The organism is Enterobacter asburiae, assembly GCF_024599655.1.
Classification (GTDB): domain Bacteria; phylum Pseudomonadota; class Gammaproteobacteria; order Enterobacterales; family Enterobacteriaceae; genus Enterobacter; species Enterobacter asburiae_D.
Genome location: NZ_CP102247.1, coordinates 3,987,554 through 4,006,526, shown reverse-complemented (window position 1 = coordinate 4,006,526; position 18,973 = coordinate 3,987,554). Strand labels below are relative to the sequence as shown.

The following is an 18,973-nucleotide window of genomic DNA, read 5'->3' as shown; positions in this document are numbered from 1 at the left end:
AACGTGATTAACGACATCAGAAAAGATGCTGAAGTACGCATGGAAAAATGCGTAGAAGCGTTCAAAACCCAAATCAGCAAAATCCGTACTGGCCGTGCTTCCCCAAGCCTGCTGGATGGCATCATCGTAGAATACTACGGTACGCCAACCCCTCTGCGTCAGCTGGCGAGCGTAACGGTAGAAGATACCCGTACGCTGAAAATCAACGTGTTCGATCGTTCTATGAGCCCGGCCGTTGAGAAAGCGATCATGGCCTCTGACCTCGGACTGAACCCAAGCTCTGCGGGCGCTGACATCCGCGTTCCGCTGCCTCCACTGACGGAAGAGCGTCGTAAAGATTTGATCAAAGTGGTTCGTGGCGAAGCTGAGCAGGGTCGTGTATCCGTGCGTAACGTCCGTCGCGACGCGAACGATAAAGTAAAAGCGCTGCTGAAAGAAAAAGAGATCAGTGAAGATGACGATCGTCGTTCTCAGGACGACATTCAGAAAATGACCGACGCTGCCATCAAGAAAATTGATGCGGCGCTGGCAGATAAAGAAGCGGAACTGATGCAGTTCTGATTTCTGTCGTACACTGATAAACGCCGTTCAGAGGGACTTGGGGTCTTGCTGGCGGCGTTTTGCTTTTATCTGGTCTAACTTTTTTCGGGCATCTCATGAAGCATTTAACACTCCTCGGCTCAACCGGCTCTATCGGTTGCAGCACTCTCGACGTTGTTCGCCATAATCCTGAACTTTACACCGTGACAGCGCTGGTGGCCGGTAAGAATGTGCAGCGAATGGTCGAGCAGTGCCTGGAGTTTGCGCCCCGCTATGCGGTAATGGATGACGAAGAGAGCGCGCGTCTGCTGAAAGCACAGCTGCGTGAACAGGGCAGCCGAACCGAGGTGCTGAGTGGCCAACAGGCGGCCTGCCAGATGGCGGCGCTGGATGAGGTGGATCAGGTGATGGCGGCTATCGTTGGGGCGGCAGGATTATTGCCCACGCTTGCCGCGATTGATGCCGGTAAGGATGTGCTGCTGGCCAACAAAGAGTCTCTGGTCACCTGCGGACGCCTGTTTATGGACGCGGTGAAGCAGCGCGGCGCGCGTCTTTTGCCGGTCGATAGCGAGCACAACGCGATTTTTCAGAGTTTACCGCAACCTTTTCAACAGAACCTGGGGTACGCTGACCTGGAGCAGAATGGCGTAGTGTCTATTCTGCTTACCGGGTCTGGTGGCCCGTTCCGTGAAACGCCACTGTCTGAACTGCGCGCCATGACGCCGGATCAGGCGTGCCGTCATCCGAACTGGTCGATGGGGCGTAAAATCTCCGTTGACTCAGCCACCATGATGAACAAAGGTCTGGAATACATTGAAGCGCGCTGGTTGTTTAATGCGTCAGCGAAACAGATGGAAGTACTGATTCACCCGCAATCGGTGATTCACTCGATGGTGCGTTATCAGGATGGCAGCGTGCTGGCACAGCTGGGCGAGCCGGACATGCGTACGCCGATTGCCCATTCAATGGCGTGGCCAAATCGAGTGAAGTCCGGCGTGAAGCCGCTTGATTTCTGCAAGCTAAGTTCCCTGACGTTCAGTGAACCAGACTACGACCGCTATCCATGTCTGAAGCTTGCGATGAATGCCTTCGACCAGGGGCAGGCGGCGACGACGGCACTTAATGCAGCCAATGAAATTACCGTTGAAGCATTTCTTAATCAGCAAATTCGTTTTACCGATATCGCGTCGTTAAATTTATCGGTACTGGAGATGATGGATTTGCGCGAACCACAAAGCGTGGAAGAGGTGCTGGCGGTGGATGCAGCTGCGCGTAATATTGCGCGCCAGCAGGTGACACGTCTCGCAAGCTGGTGATAAAGCAAGCACTAGTCGTCGTGCTATTTGTTAGCGTTGGGCTTCAGTGATATAGTCTGCGCCACCTGATCGCAGGTATTTGACTTTATGTGGTCAGGTGAGCCGTGGTTTGACACGGCTTTTTTATGTATAGGCTTCAGTATTCCTGAGTACCGTTAAATCCTTTTCAGGGACAAAAAACGCGTTATGTTGTCTGCGAATCAACCAATAAGCGAAAATTTGCCAGCTCATGGCTGCCGTCATGTAGCAATCATTATGGATGGCAATGGCCGCTGGGCGAAAAGACAAGGGAAGATACGAGCCTTTGGGCATAAAGCGGGGGCGAAATCCGTTCGTCGCGCCGTTTCTTTTGCCGCCAACAACGGCATTGATGCGTTAACGCTCTATGCTTTTAGCAGTGAAAACTGGAATCGACCTCTGCAGGAAGTGACTGCGTTGATGGAATTGTTTGTGTGGGCGCTAGACAGCGAAGTAAAAAGCCTGCACCGCCACAACGTCCGCCTGCGTATCATTGGCGATACCAGTCGTTTCAACTCACGTTTGCAGGAACGGATTCGCAAAGCAGAAGCGCTGACGGAAAATAATACCGGTCTGACGCTGAATATTGCGGCGAATTACGGCGGACGCTGGGATATTATCCAGGGCGTTCGGCATCTGGCCGAACAGGTTCAGGAAGGGCTGTTGAGACCCGACCAAATTGATGAAGAGGCGCTGAGCAAGCAAATCTGCATGAATGAACAGGCGCCTGTGGATTTGGTAATTAGGACAGGGGGGGAACATCGCATAAGTAACTTTTTGATATGGCAAATTGCCTATGCCGAACTTTACTTTACGGATGTTCTTTGGCCCGATTTTGATGAACAAGACTTTGAAGGTGCGCTGCATGCCTTTGCCAATCGAGAGCGTCGTTTCGGCGGCACCGAGCCTGGTGGCGACAAAGCCTGATGGGGGTAGCTTTTGCTGAAGTATCGCCTGATTTCCGCTTTTGTATTAATACCCATTGTCATTGCGGCGCTGTTTTTACTGCCCCCGGTGGGATTCGCTATTATCACGCTGGTGGTGTGCATGCTCGCCGCGTGGGAATGGGGACAGTTTAGCGGCTTTACCTCGCGTACTCAGCGAGTATGGCTTGCGGTACTTTGTGGCTTTATTCTGGCCATAATGCTGTTTACGTTGCCTGAATATCACCATGATATTCATCAGCCCCTGGTTGCCGGTTCCTTGTGGATATCGTTGGCCTGGTGGGTTGCCGCGCTGTTGCTGGTTCTTTTTTATCCAGGCTCCGCGGCGTTATGGCGCAATTCAAAAGTGCTGCGACTGATTTTTGGTTTGCTCACAATTATTCCTTTTTTCTGGGGTATGGTTGCGCTGCGAGCCTGGCACTACGACGAAAACCACTACAGCGGTGCGATCTGGCTGCTTTATGTGATGATTCTGGTCTGGGGGGCTGACTCCGGGGCCTATATGTTTGGTAAACTGTTTGGCAAACATAAGCTGGCACCGAAGGTTTCTCCGGGCAAAACCTGGCAAGGATTCATCGGCGGCCTGTTTACGGCAGCGATCATCTCCTGGGGCTACGGCGTCTGGGCGAATCTTGAAGTGGCACCGTCAATACTGCTGGTGTGCTCGATTTTTGCTGCGCTTGCCTCCGTGCTCGGTGATTTAACCGAAAGTATGTTTAAGCGTGAAGCAGGGATTAAGGACAGCGGACACCTGATTCCAGGGCATGGCGGTATACTGGATCGCATTGATAGCCTGACAGCGGCTGTTCCAGTGTTTGCGTGTTTGCTTTTACTGGTATTCGGGACGATTTAACGGAAGGTTTTATGCTGAGCATTCTCTGGAATCTGGCGGCGTTCATTGTTGCACTGGGTGTACTGATTACCGTGCATGAATTTGGCCATTTCTGGGTTGCTCGCCGCTGTGGCGTGCGCGTAGAGCGGTTTTCCATTGGTTTTGGTAAATCACTCTGGACGCGCACCGACCGTCACGGCACGGAATTTGTCATCGCCCTTATCCCGCTGGGCGGCTACGTCAAAATGCTCGACGAACGCGTCGAGCCTGTCGCTCCTGAGTTGCGACACAGCGCATTCAACAATAAAACCGTTGGACAACGCGCCGCCATCATTGCTGCCGGACCGGTAGCCAACTTCATCTTTGCGATTTTCGCTTACTGGCTGGTGTTTATCATCGGCGTCCCTGGCGTGCGTCCGGTGGTGGGTGAAATTGCCCCCAACTCCATCGCGGCGAGTGCGCAAATTACATCCGGGATGGAACTTAAAGCGATTGATGGCATCGAAACCCCTGATTGGGATGCCGTGCGACTGCAGCTGGTAGCCAAAATCGGCGATCCGCAGACCACCATCAGCGTATCGCCGTTTGGTTCAGATACGCGTCAGGACAAAGTACTCGATTTACGTCACTGGCGTTTCGAGCCAGACAAAGAAGATCCCGTCGCTGCGCTGGGCATTCGTCCACGCGGCGCGCAGATCGAGCCGGTATTGGCCGAAGTACAGGCAAATTCGGCGGCGAGCAAAGCGGGTTTGCAAGCGGGCGACAGGATCGTTAAAGTCGATGGTCAACCATTAACAGAGTGGATGACCTTTGTTACTCTGGTGCGCGATAATCCGGGAACGTCTCTCGCGCTGGAAGTTGAAAGGCAAGGCAGTCCGCTTTCGCTGACGCTGATCCCGGATACGAAGTCGGTCGGCAAAAAGGCAGAAGGGTTCGCAGGCGTTGTGCCTAAAGTGATCCCGCTGCCAGATGAGTACAAGACAATACGCCAGTATGGGCCGTTCAGCGCCATCCTTGAAGCCACGGATAAAACATGGCAACTGATGAAGCTGACGGTCAACATGTTGGGGAAATTGATAACCGGTGATGTGAAACTGAACAACCTCAGTGGGCCAATTTCGATTGCTCAGGGGGCTGGGATGTCAGCGGAATTCGGGGTGATTTACTATCTCATGTTCCTCGCGCTCATTAGCGTGAACCTTGGGATAATCAACCTGTTCCCGCTTCCCGTTTTAGACGGGGGTCATCTGCTGTTTTTGGCGATTGAAAAGCTAAAAGGCGGACCGGTATCCGAGCGAGTTCAAGACTTTAGTTATCGCATTGGCTCGATTTTGCTGGTGCTGTTAATGGGGCTTGCACTTTTCAATGATTTCTCTCGGTTGTAAGAGAGTGTTAGGAAGAACGCATAATAACGATGGCGATGAAAAAGTTGCTCATAGCGTCGCTGCTGTTTAGCAGCGCCACCGTATACGGTGCTGACGGGTTCGTAGTGAAAGACATTCATTTCGAAGGCCTCCAGCGTGTCGCCGTTGGTGCGGCCCTCCTCAGTATGCCTGTACGCCCCGGCGATACGGTTAATGATGATGATATCAGTAACACCATCCGTGCTCTGTTTGCCACCGGCAACTTTGAGGACGTTCGCGTCCTGCGCGATGGTGATACGCTGCTGGTACAGGTAAAAGAACGTCCAACGATTGCCAGTATCACTTTCTCCGGGAACAAGTCGGTGAAAGATGACATGCTCAAGCAGAACCTTGAAGCATCCGGTGTTCGTGTGGGTGAATCCCTGGACCGCACAACCCTTTCAGACATTGAAAAAGGTCTGGAAGATTTCTACTACAGCGTCGGTAAATACAGTGCCAGCGTGAAAGCGGTTGTCACTCCGCTGCCGCGCAACCGTGTTGACCTGAAGCTGGTCTTCCAGGAAGGTGTTTCTGCGAAGATCCAGCAGATCAACATTGTCGGCAACCACGCGTTCAGCACCGACGAACTGATCTCCACCTTCCAGCTGCGCGATGAAGTGCCATGGTGGAACGTGGTAGGCGATCGCAAATACCAGAAACAGAAACTGGCGGGCGACCTTGAAACCCTGCGCAGCTACTATCTCGATCGTGGCTATGCGCGTTTCAACATCGACTCGACTCAGGTAAGCCTGACGCCGGACAAGAAAGGGATCTACATTACAGTCAACATCACTGAAGGCGAGCAGTACAAGCTTTCGGGTGTTGAAGTGAGTGGTAACCTTGCGGGGCATTCTGCTGAAATCGAATCGCTGACCAAAATTCAGCCAGGCGACCTGTATAGCGGTTCCAAGGTAACCAAAATGGAAGACAGCATTAAGAAGCTGCTCGGCCGCTATGGTTATGCCTATCCGCGCGTACAGACTCAGCCGGAAATCAATGACGCGGATAAAACCGTTAAGCTGCATGTGAATGTTGATGCGGGCAACCGTTTCTACGTGCGTAAGATCCGCTTCGTCGGTAACGACACTTCCAAAGATTCCGTTCTGCGTCGCGAAATGCGTCAGATGGAAGGCGCATGGTTGGGTAGCGATCTCGTTGATCAGGGTAAAGAGCGTCTGAACCGTCTGGGCTATTTTGAAACGGTGGATACCGATACCCAGCGCGTACCGGGCAGCCCGGATCAGGTTGATGTCGTTTATAAAGTGAAAGAGCGCAACACCGGTAGCTTCAACTTCGGTGTGGGCTATGGTACTGAAAGTGGCGTGAGCTTCCAGGTCGGCGTGCAGCAGGATAACTGGCTGGGTACGGGTTATTCTGTCGGTATTAACGGCACCAAAAACGACTACCAGACCTACTCTGAGTTCTCAGTGACTAACCCATACTTCACCGTAGACGGTGTAAGCCTGGGCGGTCGTATTTTCTATAACGACTTTAAAGCAGATGACGCGGACCTGTCTTCATACACCAACAAGAGTTACGGTGTAGACGGTACGCTTGGCTTCCCGGTCAACGAATACAACACCCTGCGTGCGGGCTTAGGTTACGTGCATAACGACCTGTCAAACATGCAACCGCAGGTGGCGATGTGGCGTTATCTGGACTCTATCGGCCAGTCAACCAGTAAAAATGGTAATGACAATGGCTTCGCGGCGGATGACTTCACCTTTAACTACGGCTGGACCTATAACCGTCTCGACCGTGGTTACTTCCCAACCGAAGGTTCTCGCGTCAACCTGAACGGTAAAGTGACCGTGCCGGGTTCCGATAACGAGTTCTATAAGGTCACGCTGGATACCGCGTCCTACTTCCCGATCGATGACGATCATAAGTGGGTGGTTCTGGGCCGTACCCGTTGGGGCTATGGCGATGGTCTGGGTGGCAAAGAACTGCCGTTCTATGAAAACTTCTATGCGGGTGGCTCCAGCACCGTTCGTGGTTTCCAGTCCAACAACATTGGTCCGAAAGCGGTTTACTACGGCGGGAACGACAAAGATAACTGTAATAAGGCCTCCTCTTCCGAGGTCTGTAGCTCTGATGACGCGGTGGGCGGTAACGCCATGGCCGTTGCCAGCCTGGAGTTCATCACGCCAACGCCGTTTATCAGTGATAAATACGCGAACTCGGTCCGTACGTCCTTCTTCTGGGATGCGGGTACCGTGTGGGATACCAACTGGCAGAATACTGCCCAGATGCGCGCAGAGGGCGTTCCAGACTACAGCGATCCGAGCAATATTCGCATGTCTGCCGGTATCGCATTACAATGGATGTCACCGCTGGGGCCGTTGGTCTTCTCTTACGCCCAGCCGTTTAAGAAATACGATGGAGACAAAGCGGAGCAATTCCAGTTTAACATTGGTAAAACCTGGTAATAATCCGCTGCAAAGGAATGCGTTGGCAGTGTAGCGCTGACAACTGGCGATCGGTAAAATGGTCGCCTTGCCACGCAAAGAACGGTACCTTCTGGTGCCAATGGGATGGTAAGGAGTTAATTGTGAAAAAGTGGTTATTAGCTGCAGGTCTCGGTTTAGCGATGGCAACTTCTGCTCAGGCAGCAGACAAAATTGCAATCGTCAACATGGGTAATTTGTTCCAGCAGGTTGCACAGAAAACAGGTGTTTCTGCGACTCTGGAAAACGAATTCAAAGGCCGTGCAAGCGAACTGCAGGGTATGGAAAACGATCTTCAGTCCAAAATGCAGCGTCTGCAGCGTGATGGTTCTACCATGAAAGCAAGCGACCGTAGCAAGCTGGAAAAAGACGTAATGGCTCAGCGCCAGACGTTCTCCCAGAAAGCGCAGGCTTTCGAGCAGGATCGTCAGCGTCGTTCTAACGAAGAACGCGGCAAGCTGGTAACTCGCATTCAGACTGCTGTTAAAGCAGTGGCTGCCGATCAGAGTATCGATCTGGTTGTAGATGCGAACGCCGTTGCTTTTAACAGCAAAGATGTTAAAGACATCACTGCTGATGTTCTGAAACAGGTTAAATAAGTAATGCCTTCAATTCGACTGGCTGATTTAGCTCAGCAGTTGGATGCAGAATTACACGGTGATGGCGATATCGTCATCACCGCTGTTGCGTCCATGCAATCTGCTAAAGCTGGCACGATTACCTTCATGGTAAGCCCTAAGTACCGTGAGCAACTGGCTCAATGCCAGGCGTCAGCTGTTGTACTGACGCAGGACGATCTTCCATTTGCCACTGTAAGCGCGCTGGTAGTGAAAAACCCCTACCTGACGTATGCACGCATGGCTCAAATTCTCGATACCACGCCGCAGCCGGCCCAGAACATTGCTGCCAGTGCAGCGATTGATGCGACGGCCCGGCTTGGTAACAACGTCGCCGTTGGCGCGAATGCGGTTATCGAATCCGGCGTTGTGCTGGGCGATAACGTCGTCATTGGCCCTGGTTGCTTCGTTGGGAAAAATACGAAAATCGGCGCCGGGACCCGTTTATGGGCCAACGTATCCGTTTATCATGACGTTGAAATTGGCGAAAATTGCCTCGTCCAGTCCAGCACCGTAATTGGTTCTGACGGCTTTGGTTACGCTAACGATCGCGGTAACTGGGTGAAGATCCCGCAGCTTGGTAGCGTTATTATTGGCGATCGCGTGGAGATCGGCGCCTGTACCACCATTGACCGTGGCGCGCTTGACGACACGATCATTGGCAATGGTGTTATCATCGATAACCAGTGCCAGATTGCGCATAACGTTGTGATTGGCGACAATACCGCAGTTGCGGGTGGCGTCATCATGGCGGGCAGCCTGAAAATTGGCCGTTATTGCATGATTGGCGGTGCGAGCGTGATTAATGGCCATATGGAAATCTGCGACAAGGTGACCGTGACGGGAATGGGCATGGTAATGCGTCCTATCACTGAACCTGGCGTTTATTCCTCAGGCATTCCGCTACAACCCAACAAGGTATGGCGTAAAACAGCAGCTCTGGTGATGAACATTGATGATATGAGCAAGCGCCTCAAGTCTCTTGAGCGTAAGATCGATCAACAAGATTAAGCGTCATCCGTTTAACGCTATTTTTCCCGGCCTGTCGGCTTTCTAATAAACCGGCAGGCCGTGTTATTATTGTTATCAGTACATTTTGACAGGAAGAGTATTTTGACTACTGACACTCATACTCTGCATATTGAAGAGATTTTAGAACTTCTGCCGCACCGCTACCCGTTTCTGCTGGTAGACCGTGTGCTGGATTTTGAAGAAGGTCGTTTTCTGCGCGCAGTGAAAAATGTTTCCGTGAACGAGCCGTTCTTCCAGGGGCACTTCCCTGGTAAGCCTATCTTCCCGGGTGTGTTGATTCTGGAAGCGATGGCTCAGGCTACCGGTATTCTGGCGTTTAAAAGCGTCGGCAAACTGGAGCCAGGTGAGCTGTATTACTTCGCGGGTATTGATGAAGCGCGCTTTAAGCGCCCTGTCGTGCCTGGTGATCAGATGATCATGGAAGTCACTTTTGAAAAAACGCGTCGTGGCCTGACTCGCTTCAAAGGCGTAGCGCTGGTTGACGGCAAAGTTGTTTGCGAAGCGACTATGATGTGTGCTCGTAGCCGGGAGTCCTGATACGTGATTGATAAATCCGCCTTTATTCATCCTACCGCTATTGTGGAAACCGGTGCCATCATTGGCGCTAACGTCCACATTGGCCCGTTTTGTATTGTTGGACCCCATGTCGAAATTGGTGAGGGTACAGTACTGAAATCTCACGTTGTCGTGAATGGTCACACGACCATTGGCTGCAATAACGAGATCTATCAGTTCGCCTCCATCGGCGAAGTTAACCAGGATCTGAAATATGCTGGTGAGTCGACCCGTCTGGAAATTGGCGATCGTAACCGTATTCGCGAAAGCGTCACCATTCATCGTGGAACAGTACAAGGTGGTGGGTTGACGAAGGTGGGCAGCGATAACCTGTTTATGGTTAATGCGCATATCGCGCATGACTGTACCGTGGGTGACCGCTGTATTCTTGCCAACAACGCAACGCTGGCAGGACACGTATCGGTTGATGACTTCGCAATTATTGGCGGCATGACCGCAGTCCATCAGTTCTGCATCATTGGTGCGCACGTGATGGTTGGCGGATGCTCCGGTGTGGCGCAGGACGTTCCACCGTATGTGATTGCGCAGGGCAACCATGCCACGCCGTTTGGCGTGAACATCGAAGGCCTCAAGCGTCGTGGTTTTAGTCGCGAAGCGATTACTGCCATCCGCAACGCGTACAAACAGCTGTACCGTAGCGGTAAAACGCTGGAAGAGGCGAAGCCGGAAATTGCCGAGCTGGCGAATAAGCACCCGGAAGTGAACGCGTTCATGGAATTCTTTGACCGTTCAACAAGGGGTCTGATTCGTTAATGGTCGACAGTCGTCCGCTTACGATAGCCCTGGTCGCCGGAGAAACCTCCGGCGATATTCTTGGTGCAGGTCTCATCCGCGCGCTTAAGGCGCGTGTACCCAATGCTCGCTTTGTCGGCGTTGCTGGCCCGCTGATGCAGGCCGAAGGCTGTGAAGCCTGGTATGAAATGGAAGAGCTCGCCGTGATGGGCATCGTTGAGGTGCTGGGACGGTTACGCCGTTTGCTGCACATCCGTGCCGATCTCACCCGCCGCTTTACCGAACTCAAACCCGATGTGTTTGTCGGTATCGATGCACCTGATTTCAACATTACCCTCGAAGGGAATCTGAAAAAGCAGGGCATTAAAACCATTCACTACGTCAGTCCGTCCGTCTGGGCGTGGCGACAGAAACGCGTTTTCAAAATCGGACGGTCCACCAACCTGGTGCTGGCTTTCCTGCCTTTCGAAAAAGCGTTTTACGACAGATTTAATGTGCCGTGCCGTTTTATCGGTCATACCATGGCGGATGCGATGCCATTGGATCCGGATAAAAACGCGGCGCGCGACGCGCTGGGCATCCCGCATGATGTGCACTGTCTGGCACTGCTGCCTGGCAGCCGCGGTGCCGAAGTGGAGATGCTGAGCGCCGATTTTCTCAAAACAGCGCAAATTCTTCGCCAGACCTATCCCGACCTTGAAGTGGTTGTTCCCCTGGTGAATGCCAAACGCCGCGAGCAGTTTGAGCGCATCAAAGCGGAAGTCGCCCCGGATCTCCACGTTCGTCTTCTGGACGGGAAAGGGCGGGAAGCGATGTATGCGAGCGATGCCGCACTGCTGGCCTCCGGCACGGCGGCGCTGGAATGTATGCTGGCGAAATGCCCGATGGTGGTCGGTTATCGCATGAAGCCGTTCACCTTCTGGCTGGCAAAACGTCTGGTGAAAACGGATTATGTCTCCCTGCCAAACCTGCTTGCCGGGCGCGAGCTGGTGAAAGAGCTGTTGCAGGACGAATGCCAGCCGCAGGCGCTTGCCGATGCACTGCTGCCGCTGCTCGCCGACGGCAAGACCAGCCACCAGATGCACGATACTTTCCGCGAACTGCATCAACTGATCCGCTGTAATGCCGATGAGCAAGCGGCGGATGCGGTGCTGGAGCTAGCAAAATGATGGAATTTGTTTATCCTCACACTCGTCTTGTGGCGGGCGTGGACGAAGTGGGCCGTGGCCCGTTAGTCGGGGCCGTGGTGACCGCCGCGGTGATCCTCGATCCGGCTCGCCCGATAATCGGGCTGAACGACTCAAAAAAATTGTCTGAAAAGCGCCGGCTGGCGCTGTTTGATGAGATTCAGGAGAAGGCGCTGGCCTGGAGCCTGGGGCGCGCTGAACCGCATGAAATAGACGAACTGAATATTTTGCATGCCACGATGCTGGCGATGCAGCGTGCGGTAGCGGGTTTGAAAATTTCCCCGGAATATGTCCTGATTGACGGCAACCGCTGTCCTGCATTGCCCATGCCTTCAATGGCGGTCGTCAAAGGTGATAGCCGGGTCGCAGAAATTAGCGCAGCTTCTATTATTGCCAAAGTGACGCGCGACGCCGAAATGGCCGCGCTGGACCTCACTTACCCTCAGTATGGTTTCGCCCAGCATAAGGGGTATCCCACACCTTTCCATCTGGAAAGGCTGGCTGAACATGGCGCAACCGAACACCACCGTCGCAGCTTTGGCCCGGTGAAGCGCGCGCTGGGACGGGTGTCCTGAATCAATACGCAAGCAATTAAGTAACGCGGAATCTGAAGATGGCTGAACCACGTTTCGTACACCTGCGGGTGCATAGCGACTACTCCATGATCGATGGGCTGGCGAAGACCGGGCCGCTGGTAAAAAAGGCGGCCTCCCTTGGCATGCCCGCGCTGGCGATCACCGATTTTACCAACCTGTGTGGCCTGGTGAAGTTCTACGGAACGGCGCACGGCGCGGGGATGAAGCCTATCGTCGGCGCAGATTTTCATGTGCAGAGCGATCTCATCGGCGATGAAATGACGCAAATCTCCGTGCTGGCAATGAACAACACGGGCTACCAAAACCTCACTCTGCTTATCTCAAAAGCCTATCAGCGCGGATACGGTGCGCTGGGCCCGTGGATCGACAGGGACTGGCTGGCTGAGCTGAACGAAGGGCTGCTGCTGATCTCCGGTGGCCGTATGGGTGATGTCGGCAAATGTCTGCTGCGCGGCAATAGCGCGCTGGTGGATCAATGCGTCTCGTTCTATGAAGAGTATTTCCCGGATCGTTATTATCTGGAGCTGATCCGCACCGGTCGCCAGGATGAAGAGAGCTATCTGCATGCGGCGGTCGCACTTGCGGAAGAACGCGGGCTGCCCGTCGTCGCGACAAACGATGTGCGGTTCCTCGAGCCGGGGGATTTTGACGCCCACGAAATTCGCGTGGCGATCCACGATGGTTTCACGCTGGACGATCCCAAACGGCCGCGTAATTACTCCGCTCAGCAGTACATGCGCAGCGAGGAGGAGATGTGTGAACTCTTCTCCGATATCCCGGAAGCGCTGGAAAACAGCGTGGAGATCGCCAAGCGCTGTAACGTTACCGTCCGCCTCGGCGAATACTTCCTGCCGCAGTTCCCGACGGGTGATATGACCACGGAAGATTTCCTGGTCGTGAAATCAAAAGAAGGTCTTGAAGAGCGTCTGGAATTCCTGTTCCCGGATGAGGCCGTTCGCAAAGAGAAGCGGCCGCCGTACGATGAACGTCTGGATATTGAACTCCAGGTCATCAACCAGATGGGCTTCCCGGGCTACTTCCTGATCGTTATGGAGTTTATCCAGTGGTCGAAGGATAACGGCGTACCTGTCGGACCGGGGCGTGGCTCCGGTGCAGGATCGCTGGTGGCCTATGCGCTTAAAATTACCGACCTCGATCCGCTGGAGTTCGACCTGCTGTTTGAACGTTTCCTTAACCCGGAACGTGTTTCCATGCCTGACTTTGACGTCGACTTCTGCATGGAAAAACGCGACCAGGTGATCGAGCACGTCGCCGATATGTACGGCCGTGATGCGGTATCGCAGATTATTACCTTCGGTACGATGGCGGCAAAAGCGGTAATCCGTGACGTCGGCCGCGTGCTGGGCCACCCGTACGGGTTTGTCGATCGTATTTCTAAGCTGGTGCCGCCCGATCCGGGCATGACGCTGGCAAAAGCGTTTGAAGCCGAGCCTCAGCTGCCGGAAATCTACGAAGCCGACGAAGAAGTTAAAGCGCTGATCGACATGGCGCGCAAGCTGGAAGGCGTCACGCGTAACGCCGGTAAGCATGCGGGGGGCGTGGTTATCGCGCCGACCAAAATTACCGACTTCGCACCGCTCTACTGCGATGAAGCGGGTGAGCATCCGGTTACTCAGTTTGATAAGAACGACGTGGAATACGCCGGGCTGGTGAAGTTTGACTTCCTCGGCCTGCGTACGCTGACGATCATCGACTGGGCGCTGAAGATGATCAACCCGCGCCGGGAGAAGCAGGGCCTTGAGCCAATAGACATTGCCGCCATCCCGCTGGATGACAAGAAAAGTTTCGACATGCTGCAGCGCTCGGAGACCACCGCGGTCTTCCAGCTTGAATCGCGCGGCATGAAAGATCTGATTAAACGTCTGCAGCCCGACTGCTTCGAAGATATGATCGCACTGGTTGCCCTGTTCCGTCCGGGCCCGCTGCAGTCAGGGATGGTAGATAACTTTATCGACCGTAAGCACGGGCGCGAAGAGATTTCTTACCCGGACGTTCAGTGGCAGCATGAAAGCCTGAAGCCGGTACTGGAGCCAACCTACGGCATCATCCTGTATCAGGAACAGGTCATGCAGATTGCCCAAGTGCTTTCCGGCTATACCCTCGGCGGCGCGGATATGCTGCGTCGTGCGATGGGTAAGAAAAAGCCGGAAGAGATGGCCAAGCAGCGAGGCACTTTCGAAGAAGGCGCGAGAAAAAACGGCGTTGACGGTGAGCTGGCGATTAAGATCTTTGACCTGGTAGAGAAATTCGCCGGGTACGGATTTAACAAATCCCACTCCGCCGCCTATGCTTTGGTGTCGTATCAAACGCTGTGGCTGAAAGCGCACTATCCTGCTGAATTTATGGCGGCGGTAATGACGGCCGATATGGACAACACCGAGAAGGTGGTAGGCCTGGTGGACGAGTGCTGGCGCATGGGGCTTAAGATCCTGCCGCCGGATATTAACTCAGGTCTCTATCACTTCCACGTCAACGACGACGGGGAGATCGTTTACGGGATCGGCGCGATCAAAGGCGTAGGTGAAGGTCCGATCGAGGCGATCATCGAAGCGCGTAACAACGGCGGGTATTTCCGCGAGCTGTTCGATCTTTGCGCCCGTACCGACACCAAAAAACTGAACCGTCGCGTGCTGGAAAAACTGATCATGTCCGGCGCGTTTGACAGGCTGGGGCCGCACCGCGCCGCGCTGATGAACTCGCTGGGCGACGCGCTGAAAGCGGCGGATCAGCATGCAAAAGCGGAAGCCATTGGTCAGGCGGATATGTTCGGGGTGCTGGCGGAAGAGCCGGAGCAGATCGAGCAGTCTTATTCCAACTGCCAGCCGTGGCCAGAACAGGTGGTACTGGATGGGGAGCGTGAGACGTTAGGCTTGTACCTGACGGGGCACCCGATCAACCAGTACATCAAAGAAATTGAGCGCTATGTCGGCGGCCACAGGCTTAAAGACATGCATCCGACAGAACGTGGTAAAATCACCACGGCTGCGGGGCTCGTGATTGCCGCAAGGGTTATGGTCACCAAGCGCGGCAATCGTATCGGCATCTGTACGTTGGATGACCGTTCCGGGCGCCTGGAGGTGATGTTGTTCACCGACGCGCTGGATAAATACCAGCAATTGCTGGAAAAAGACCGCATACTTATCGTCAGCGGACAGGTCAGCTTTGATGACTTCAGCGGGGGGCTTAAAATGACCGCCCGCGAAGTGATGGACATTGACGAAGCCCGGGAAAAATATGCTCGCGGGCTTGCTATCTCGCTGACGGACAGGCAAATTGATGACCAGCTTTTAAACCGACTCCGTCAGTCTCTGGAACCCCACCGCTCGGGGACAATTCCAGTACATCTCTACTATCAGAGGGCGGATGCACGTGCGCGGTTGCGCTTTGGTGCAACGTGGCGTGTCTCTCCGAGCGATCGTTTACTGAACGATCTCCGTGGCCTCATTGGTTCGGAGCAGGTGGAACTGGAGTTTGACTAATACAGGAATACTATGAGTCTGAATTTCCTTGATTTCGAACAGCCGATTGCTGAGCTGGAAGCGAAAATCGATTCTCTGACAGCGGTAAGCCGTCAGGATGAAAAACTGGATATTAACATCGACGAAGAAGTGCATCGTCTGCGCGAGAAAAGCGTAGAGCTGACGCGCAAAATCTTTGCCGATCTCGGCGCATGGCAGGTGGCCCAGCTGGCTCGCCATCCACAGCGTCCGTACACCCTGGATTATGTCCGCCTGGCGTTTGACGAATTTGACGAACTGGCAGGCGATCGCGCATACGCTGACGATAAAGCTATCGTTGGCGGTATCGCGCGTCTGGACGGACGCCCGGTGATGATCATTGGTCATCAGAAAGGTCGTGAAACCAAAGAGAAAATCCGTCGTAACTTTGGTATGCCAGCACCAGAAGGCTACCGTAAAGCCCTGCGTCTGATGGAGATGGCTGAGCGTTTCAACATGCCAATCATCACCTTCATCGACACCCCGGGTGCATACCCTGGCGTGGGCGCGGAAGAGCGCGGTCAGTCTGAAGCCATCGCGCGCAACCTGCGCGAGATGTCTCGTCTGAAGGTGCCGGTCATCTGTACCGTTATCGGCGAGGGTGGTTCCGGCGGTGCGCTGGCGATTGGCGTGGGCGATAAAGTGAATATGCTGCAGTACAGCACCTATTCCGTTATCTCCCCGGAAGGCTGCGCGTCCATTCTGTGGAAAAGCGCCGACAAAGCGCCGCTGGCTGCAGAAGCAATGGGCATCATTGCGCCACGCCTGAAAGAGCTTAAGCTGATCGATTCCATCATCCCGGAACCGCTGGGTGGTGCGCATCGTAAGCCGGAAGTGATGGCGGCTTCCCTGAAAGCGCAGCTGCTGGCTGACCTGGCGGATCTGGACGTGCTGAGCAAAGACGATCTGCTCAACCGCCGCTACCAGCGTCTGATGACCTACGGTTACGCGTAAGCTTCACAATTATCTGAAAAGCCGCACACTGTTGCGGCTTTTTTTATACCTGCGGTTTAGCCGGACTATGCTTAGCTAATGTTTTTTAAGGAGGAAGCCCATGAATATCATTGCCATTATGGGGCCGCACGGCGTCTTTTATAAAGATGAGCCAATTAAGGAGCTGGAGCAATCCCTGCAGTCGCGCGGGTATCAGCTAATCTGGCCGCACAACAGCGCCGACCTGCTGAAGTTCATCGAGCATAATCCGCGTATCTGCGGCGTGATCTTCGACTGGGACGAATACGATCTCGAACTGTGCAGCGATATCAACAAGCTGAACGAATATCTCCCGCTGTACGCGTTTATTAATACCCATTCCACCATGGACGTCAGCGCCAACGATATGCGTATGGCGCTGTGGTTTTTTGAATATTCCCTCGGCGTGGCGGATGATATTGCGACCCGCATTCAGCAATATACCGGTGAGTACCTCGACAACATTACGCCGCCGTTTACCCGCGCGCTCTTCACCTACGTGAAGGAGGGCAAATATACCTTCTGTACGCCGGGTCATATGGCGGGAACGGCTTATCAAAAAAGCCCGGTGGGCTGCCTGTTCTATGATTTTTTTGGTGGCAACACCCTGAAAGCGGACGTGTCAATTTCAGTCACCGAATTAGGCTCTCTGCTGGATCACACCGGCCCGCATCTGGAAGCTGAAGAGTATATCGCCCGCACCTTTGGCGCCGAGCAGAGCTATATGGTGACCAACGGCACCTCGACCTCGAACAAAATCGTCGGGATGTACGCTGCGCCTGCTGGCAGCACCTTGCTGATTGACCGTAACTGCCATAAATCGCTGGCACACTTGCTGATGATGAGCGACGTCGTACCGATCTGGCTGTCACCCACGCGTAACGCGCTCGGTATTCTTGGCGGCATTCCGCGCCGGGAGTTCACCCATGACGCTATTGAAAGTAAGGTCGCGGCAACTCCTGGAGCAAGCTGGCCTGTTCATGCGGTCATCACCAACTCGACCTACGACGGTCTGCTGTACAACACGAACTGGATCAAAAAGACGCTGGACGTGCCGTCGATCCACTTCGATTCCGCATGGGTGCCATACACCAATTTCCACCCGATTTACGCCGGTAAAAGTGGCATGAGCGGTGAACGCGTGCCGGGTAAAGTGTTCTTCGAAACGCAGTCGACGCATAAAATGCTGGCGGCGTTTTCCCAGGCTTCGCTTATTCACATCAAAGGCGAGTACGACGAAGACACGTTCAACGAAGCCTTTATGATGCATACCACCACATCGCCGAGCTATCCGCTGGTGGCCTCCATTGAAACGGCCGCGGCGATGCTGCGCGGCAATCCGGGCAAACGCCTCATCAATCGTTCGGTGGAGCGCGCGCTGCATTTCCGCAAAGAGGTGCAGCGGCTGAAAGATGAAGCCGACGGCTGGTTCTTTGATATCTGGCAGCCGGAAGAGATTGATGAAGCCGAATGCTGGCCCGTCTCGCCCGGCGAAGACTGGCATGGCTTCCGGGATGCCGATAGCGACCATATGTTCCTCGACCCGGTCAAAGTGACGATCCTGACGCCGGGCATGGATGAGCAGGGCAGGATGGGCGATGAAGGTATTCCGGCCGCGCTGGTGGCGAAATTCCTTGATGAACGTGGCGTGGTGGTGGAGAAAACCGGTCCCTATAACCTGCTTTTCCTGTTCAGCATTGGCATTGATAAAACCCGGGCGATGGGGTTGTTGCGCGGCCTGATGGAGTTTAAGCGCGCCTACGATCTCAACCTGCGGGTGAAGAATATGCTCCCGGATCTCTACGCGGAGGATCCTGACTTCTATCGAAATATGCGCATTCAGGATCTGGCTCAGGGGATCCACAGGCTGATCCGTCAGCACGATCTGCCGCGTTTGATGCTTCAGGCGTTCGATGTATTACCGGAGATGAAATTTACTCCGCACAAGGCGTGGCAGCGCCAGGTGAAAGGGGAGGTCGAAACCGTCGAGCTGGAAAACCTGGTCGGACGCGTATCGGCCAACATGATCCTGCCTTATCCGCCGGGCGTACCGCTCCTGATGCCGGGAGAGATGATCACCGAAGAGAGTCGGGCCGTGCTCGATTTCTTGCTGATGCTCTGCTCTGTCGGGCGCCATTATCCGGGCTTTGAGACCGATATCCACGGTGCGAAGCGCGACGAGAACGGCGTTTACTGGGTGCGAGTCCTAAAATAAGGGGGACCGCTTGCCAGGTGCGGGTTTT

At 54.1% G+C, this 18,973-nt stretch carries 15 protein-coding genes; all 15 read left to right on the top strand.

The features are described from left to right. The first annotated feature begins 3 nt into the window (after nucleotides 1–3). The 15 genes from frr (at nucleotide 4) to NQ230_RS19035 (ending at nucleotide 18,945) form a co-directional block, all read left to right on the top strand. Nucleotides 4–561 (top strand): ribosome recycling factor, encoded by a 558-nt coding sequence (gene frr, locus NQ230_RS19105; protein ID WP_023334573.1) that lies wholly within the window; start codon nucleotides 4–6, stop codon nucleotides 559–561. 95 nt (nucleotides 562–656) lie between these two features. Beyond that, nucleotides 657–1,856, top strand: coding sequence for a 1-deoxy-D-xylulose-5-phosphate reductoisomerase (ispC, locus tag NQ230_RS19100; RefSeq protein ID WP_121425062.1), 1,200 nt, complete (start codon nucleotides 657–659; stop codon nucleotides 1,854–1,856). Nucleotides 1,857–2,042: 186 nt separating this feature from the next. After that, on the top strand, nucleotides 2,043–2,801 hold the full coding sequence (gene ispU / locus NQ230_RS19095; RefSeq protein ID WP_024907522.1) for a (2E,6E)-farnesyl-diphosphate-specific ditrans,polycis-undecaprenyl-diphosphate synthase: 759 nt from the start codon (nucleotides 2,043–2,045) through the stop codon (nucleotides 2,799–2,801). A gap of 12 nt (nucleotides 2,802–2,813) precedes the next feature. After that, nucleotides 2,814–3,671, top strand: a complete 858-nt coding sequence (gene cdsA, locus NQ230_RS19090; RefSeq protein ID WP_257258669.1) for a phosphatidate cytidylyltransferase — start codon at nucleotides 2,814–2,816, stop codon at nucleotides 3,669–3,671. Nucleotides 3,672–3,682: 11 nt separating this feature from the next. Then, nucleotides 3,683–5,035: a sigma E protease regulator RseP gene (rseP, locus tag NQ230_RS19085; RefSeq protein WP_023310458.1), complete on the top strand. Its 1,353-nt coding sequence runs from the start codon at nucleotides 3,683–3,685 to the stop codon at nucleotides 5,033–5,035. 29 nt (nucleotides 5,036–5,064) lie between these two features. Beyond that, complete coding sequence (gene bamA / locus NQ230_RS19080; RefSeq protein ID WP_193941863.1) at nucleotides 5,065–7,482, top strand: outer membrane protein assembly factor BamA; 2,418 nt, start codon at nucleotides 5,065–5,067, stop codon at nucleotides 7,480–7,482. A 122-nt stretch (nucleotides 7,483–7,604) separates the two neighbouring features. Next, a complete protein-coding gene (gene skp, locus NQ230_RS19075) occupies nucleotides 7,605–8,099 on the top strand; it encodes a molecular chaperone Skp (RefSeq protein ID WP_045907838.1) in 495 nt (164 codons plus the stop codon). A gap of 3 nt (nucleotides 8,100–8,102) precedes the next feature. Next, the gene (gene lpxD, locus NQ230_RS19070; RefSeq protein ID WP_257258665.1) at nucleotides 8,103–9,128 is read left to right on the top strand and encodes a UDP-3-O-(3-hydroxymyristoyl)glucosamine N-acyltransferase; all 1,026 of its coding nucleotides are present in this window, start codon (nucleotides 8,103–8,105) and stop codon (nucleotides 9,126–9,128) included. Nucleotides 9,129–9,230: 102 nt separating this feature from the next. After that, on the top strand, nucleotides 9,231–9,686 hold the full coding sequence (gene fabZ / locus NQ230_RS19065) for a 3-hydroxyacyl-ACP dehydratase FabZ (protein ID WP_010426706.1): 456 nt from the start codon (nucleotides 9,231–9,233) through the stop codon (nucleotides 9,684–9,686). 3 nt (nucleotides 9,687–9,689) lie between these two features. Then, entirely contained in the window at nucleotides 9,690–10,478 is a 789-nt protein-coding gene (lpxA, locus tag NQ230_RS19060) for an acyl-ACP--UDP-N-acetylglucosamine O-acyltransferase (protein WP_063145192.1), read from the top strand. Continuing rightward, nucleotides 10,478–11,626, top strand: a complete 1,149-nt coding sequence (gene lpxB, locus NQ230_RS19055) for a lipid-A-disaccharide synthase (RefSeq protein WP_121425064.1) — start codon at nucleotides 10,478–10,480, stop codon at nucleotides 11,624–11,626. The genes lpxA and lpxB overlap by 1 nt, the downstream gene beginning before the upstream one ends. Beyond that, nucleotides 11,623–12,219 (top strand): ribonuclease HII, encoded by a 597-nt coding sequence (gene rnhB, locus NQ230_RS19050; protein WP_257258663.1) that lies wholly within the window; start codon nucleotides 11,623–11,625, stop codon nucleotides 12,217–12,219. Before lpxB ends, rnhB begins: the two co-directional genes overlap by 4 nt. Before the next feature lie 38 nt (nucleotides 12,220–12,257). Then, a complete protein-coding gene (dnaE, locus tag NQ230_RS19045; RefSeq protein ID WP_257258661.1) occupies nucleotides 12,258–15,740 on the top strand; it encodes a DNA polymerase III subunit alpha in 3,483 nt (1,160 codons plus the stop codon). 12 nt (nucleotides 15,741–15,752) lie between these two features. Continuing rightward, nucleotides 15,753–16,712, top strand: a complete 960-nt coding sequence (gene accA / locus NQ230_RS19040) for an acetyl-CoA carboxylase carboxyl transferase subunit alpha (RefSeq protein WP_023310466.1) — start codon at nucleotides 15,753–15,755, stop codon at nucleotides 16,710–16,712. Between the two features lie 100 nt (nucleotides 16,713–16,812). Next, nucleotides 16,813–18,945, top strand: a complete 2,133-nt coding sequence (locus NQ230_RS19035; protein WP_252032894.1) for a lysine decarboxylase LdcC — start codon at nucleotides 16,813–16,815, stop codon at nucleotides 18,943–18,945. The last annotated feature ends 28 nt before the right edge of the window (nucleotides 18,946–18,973 follow it).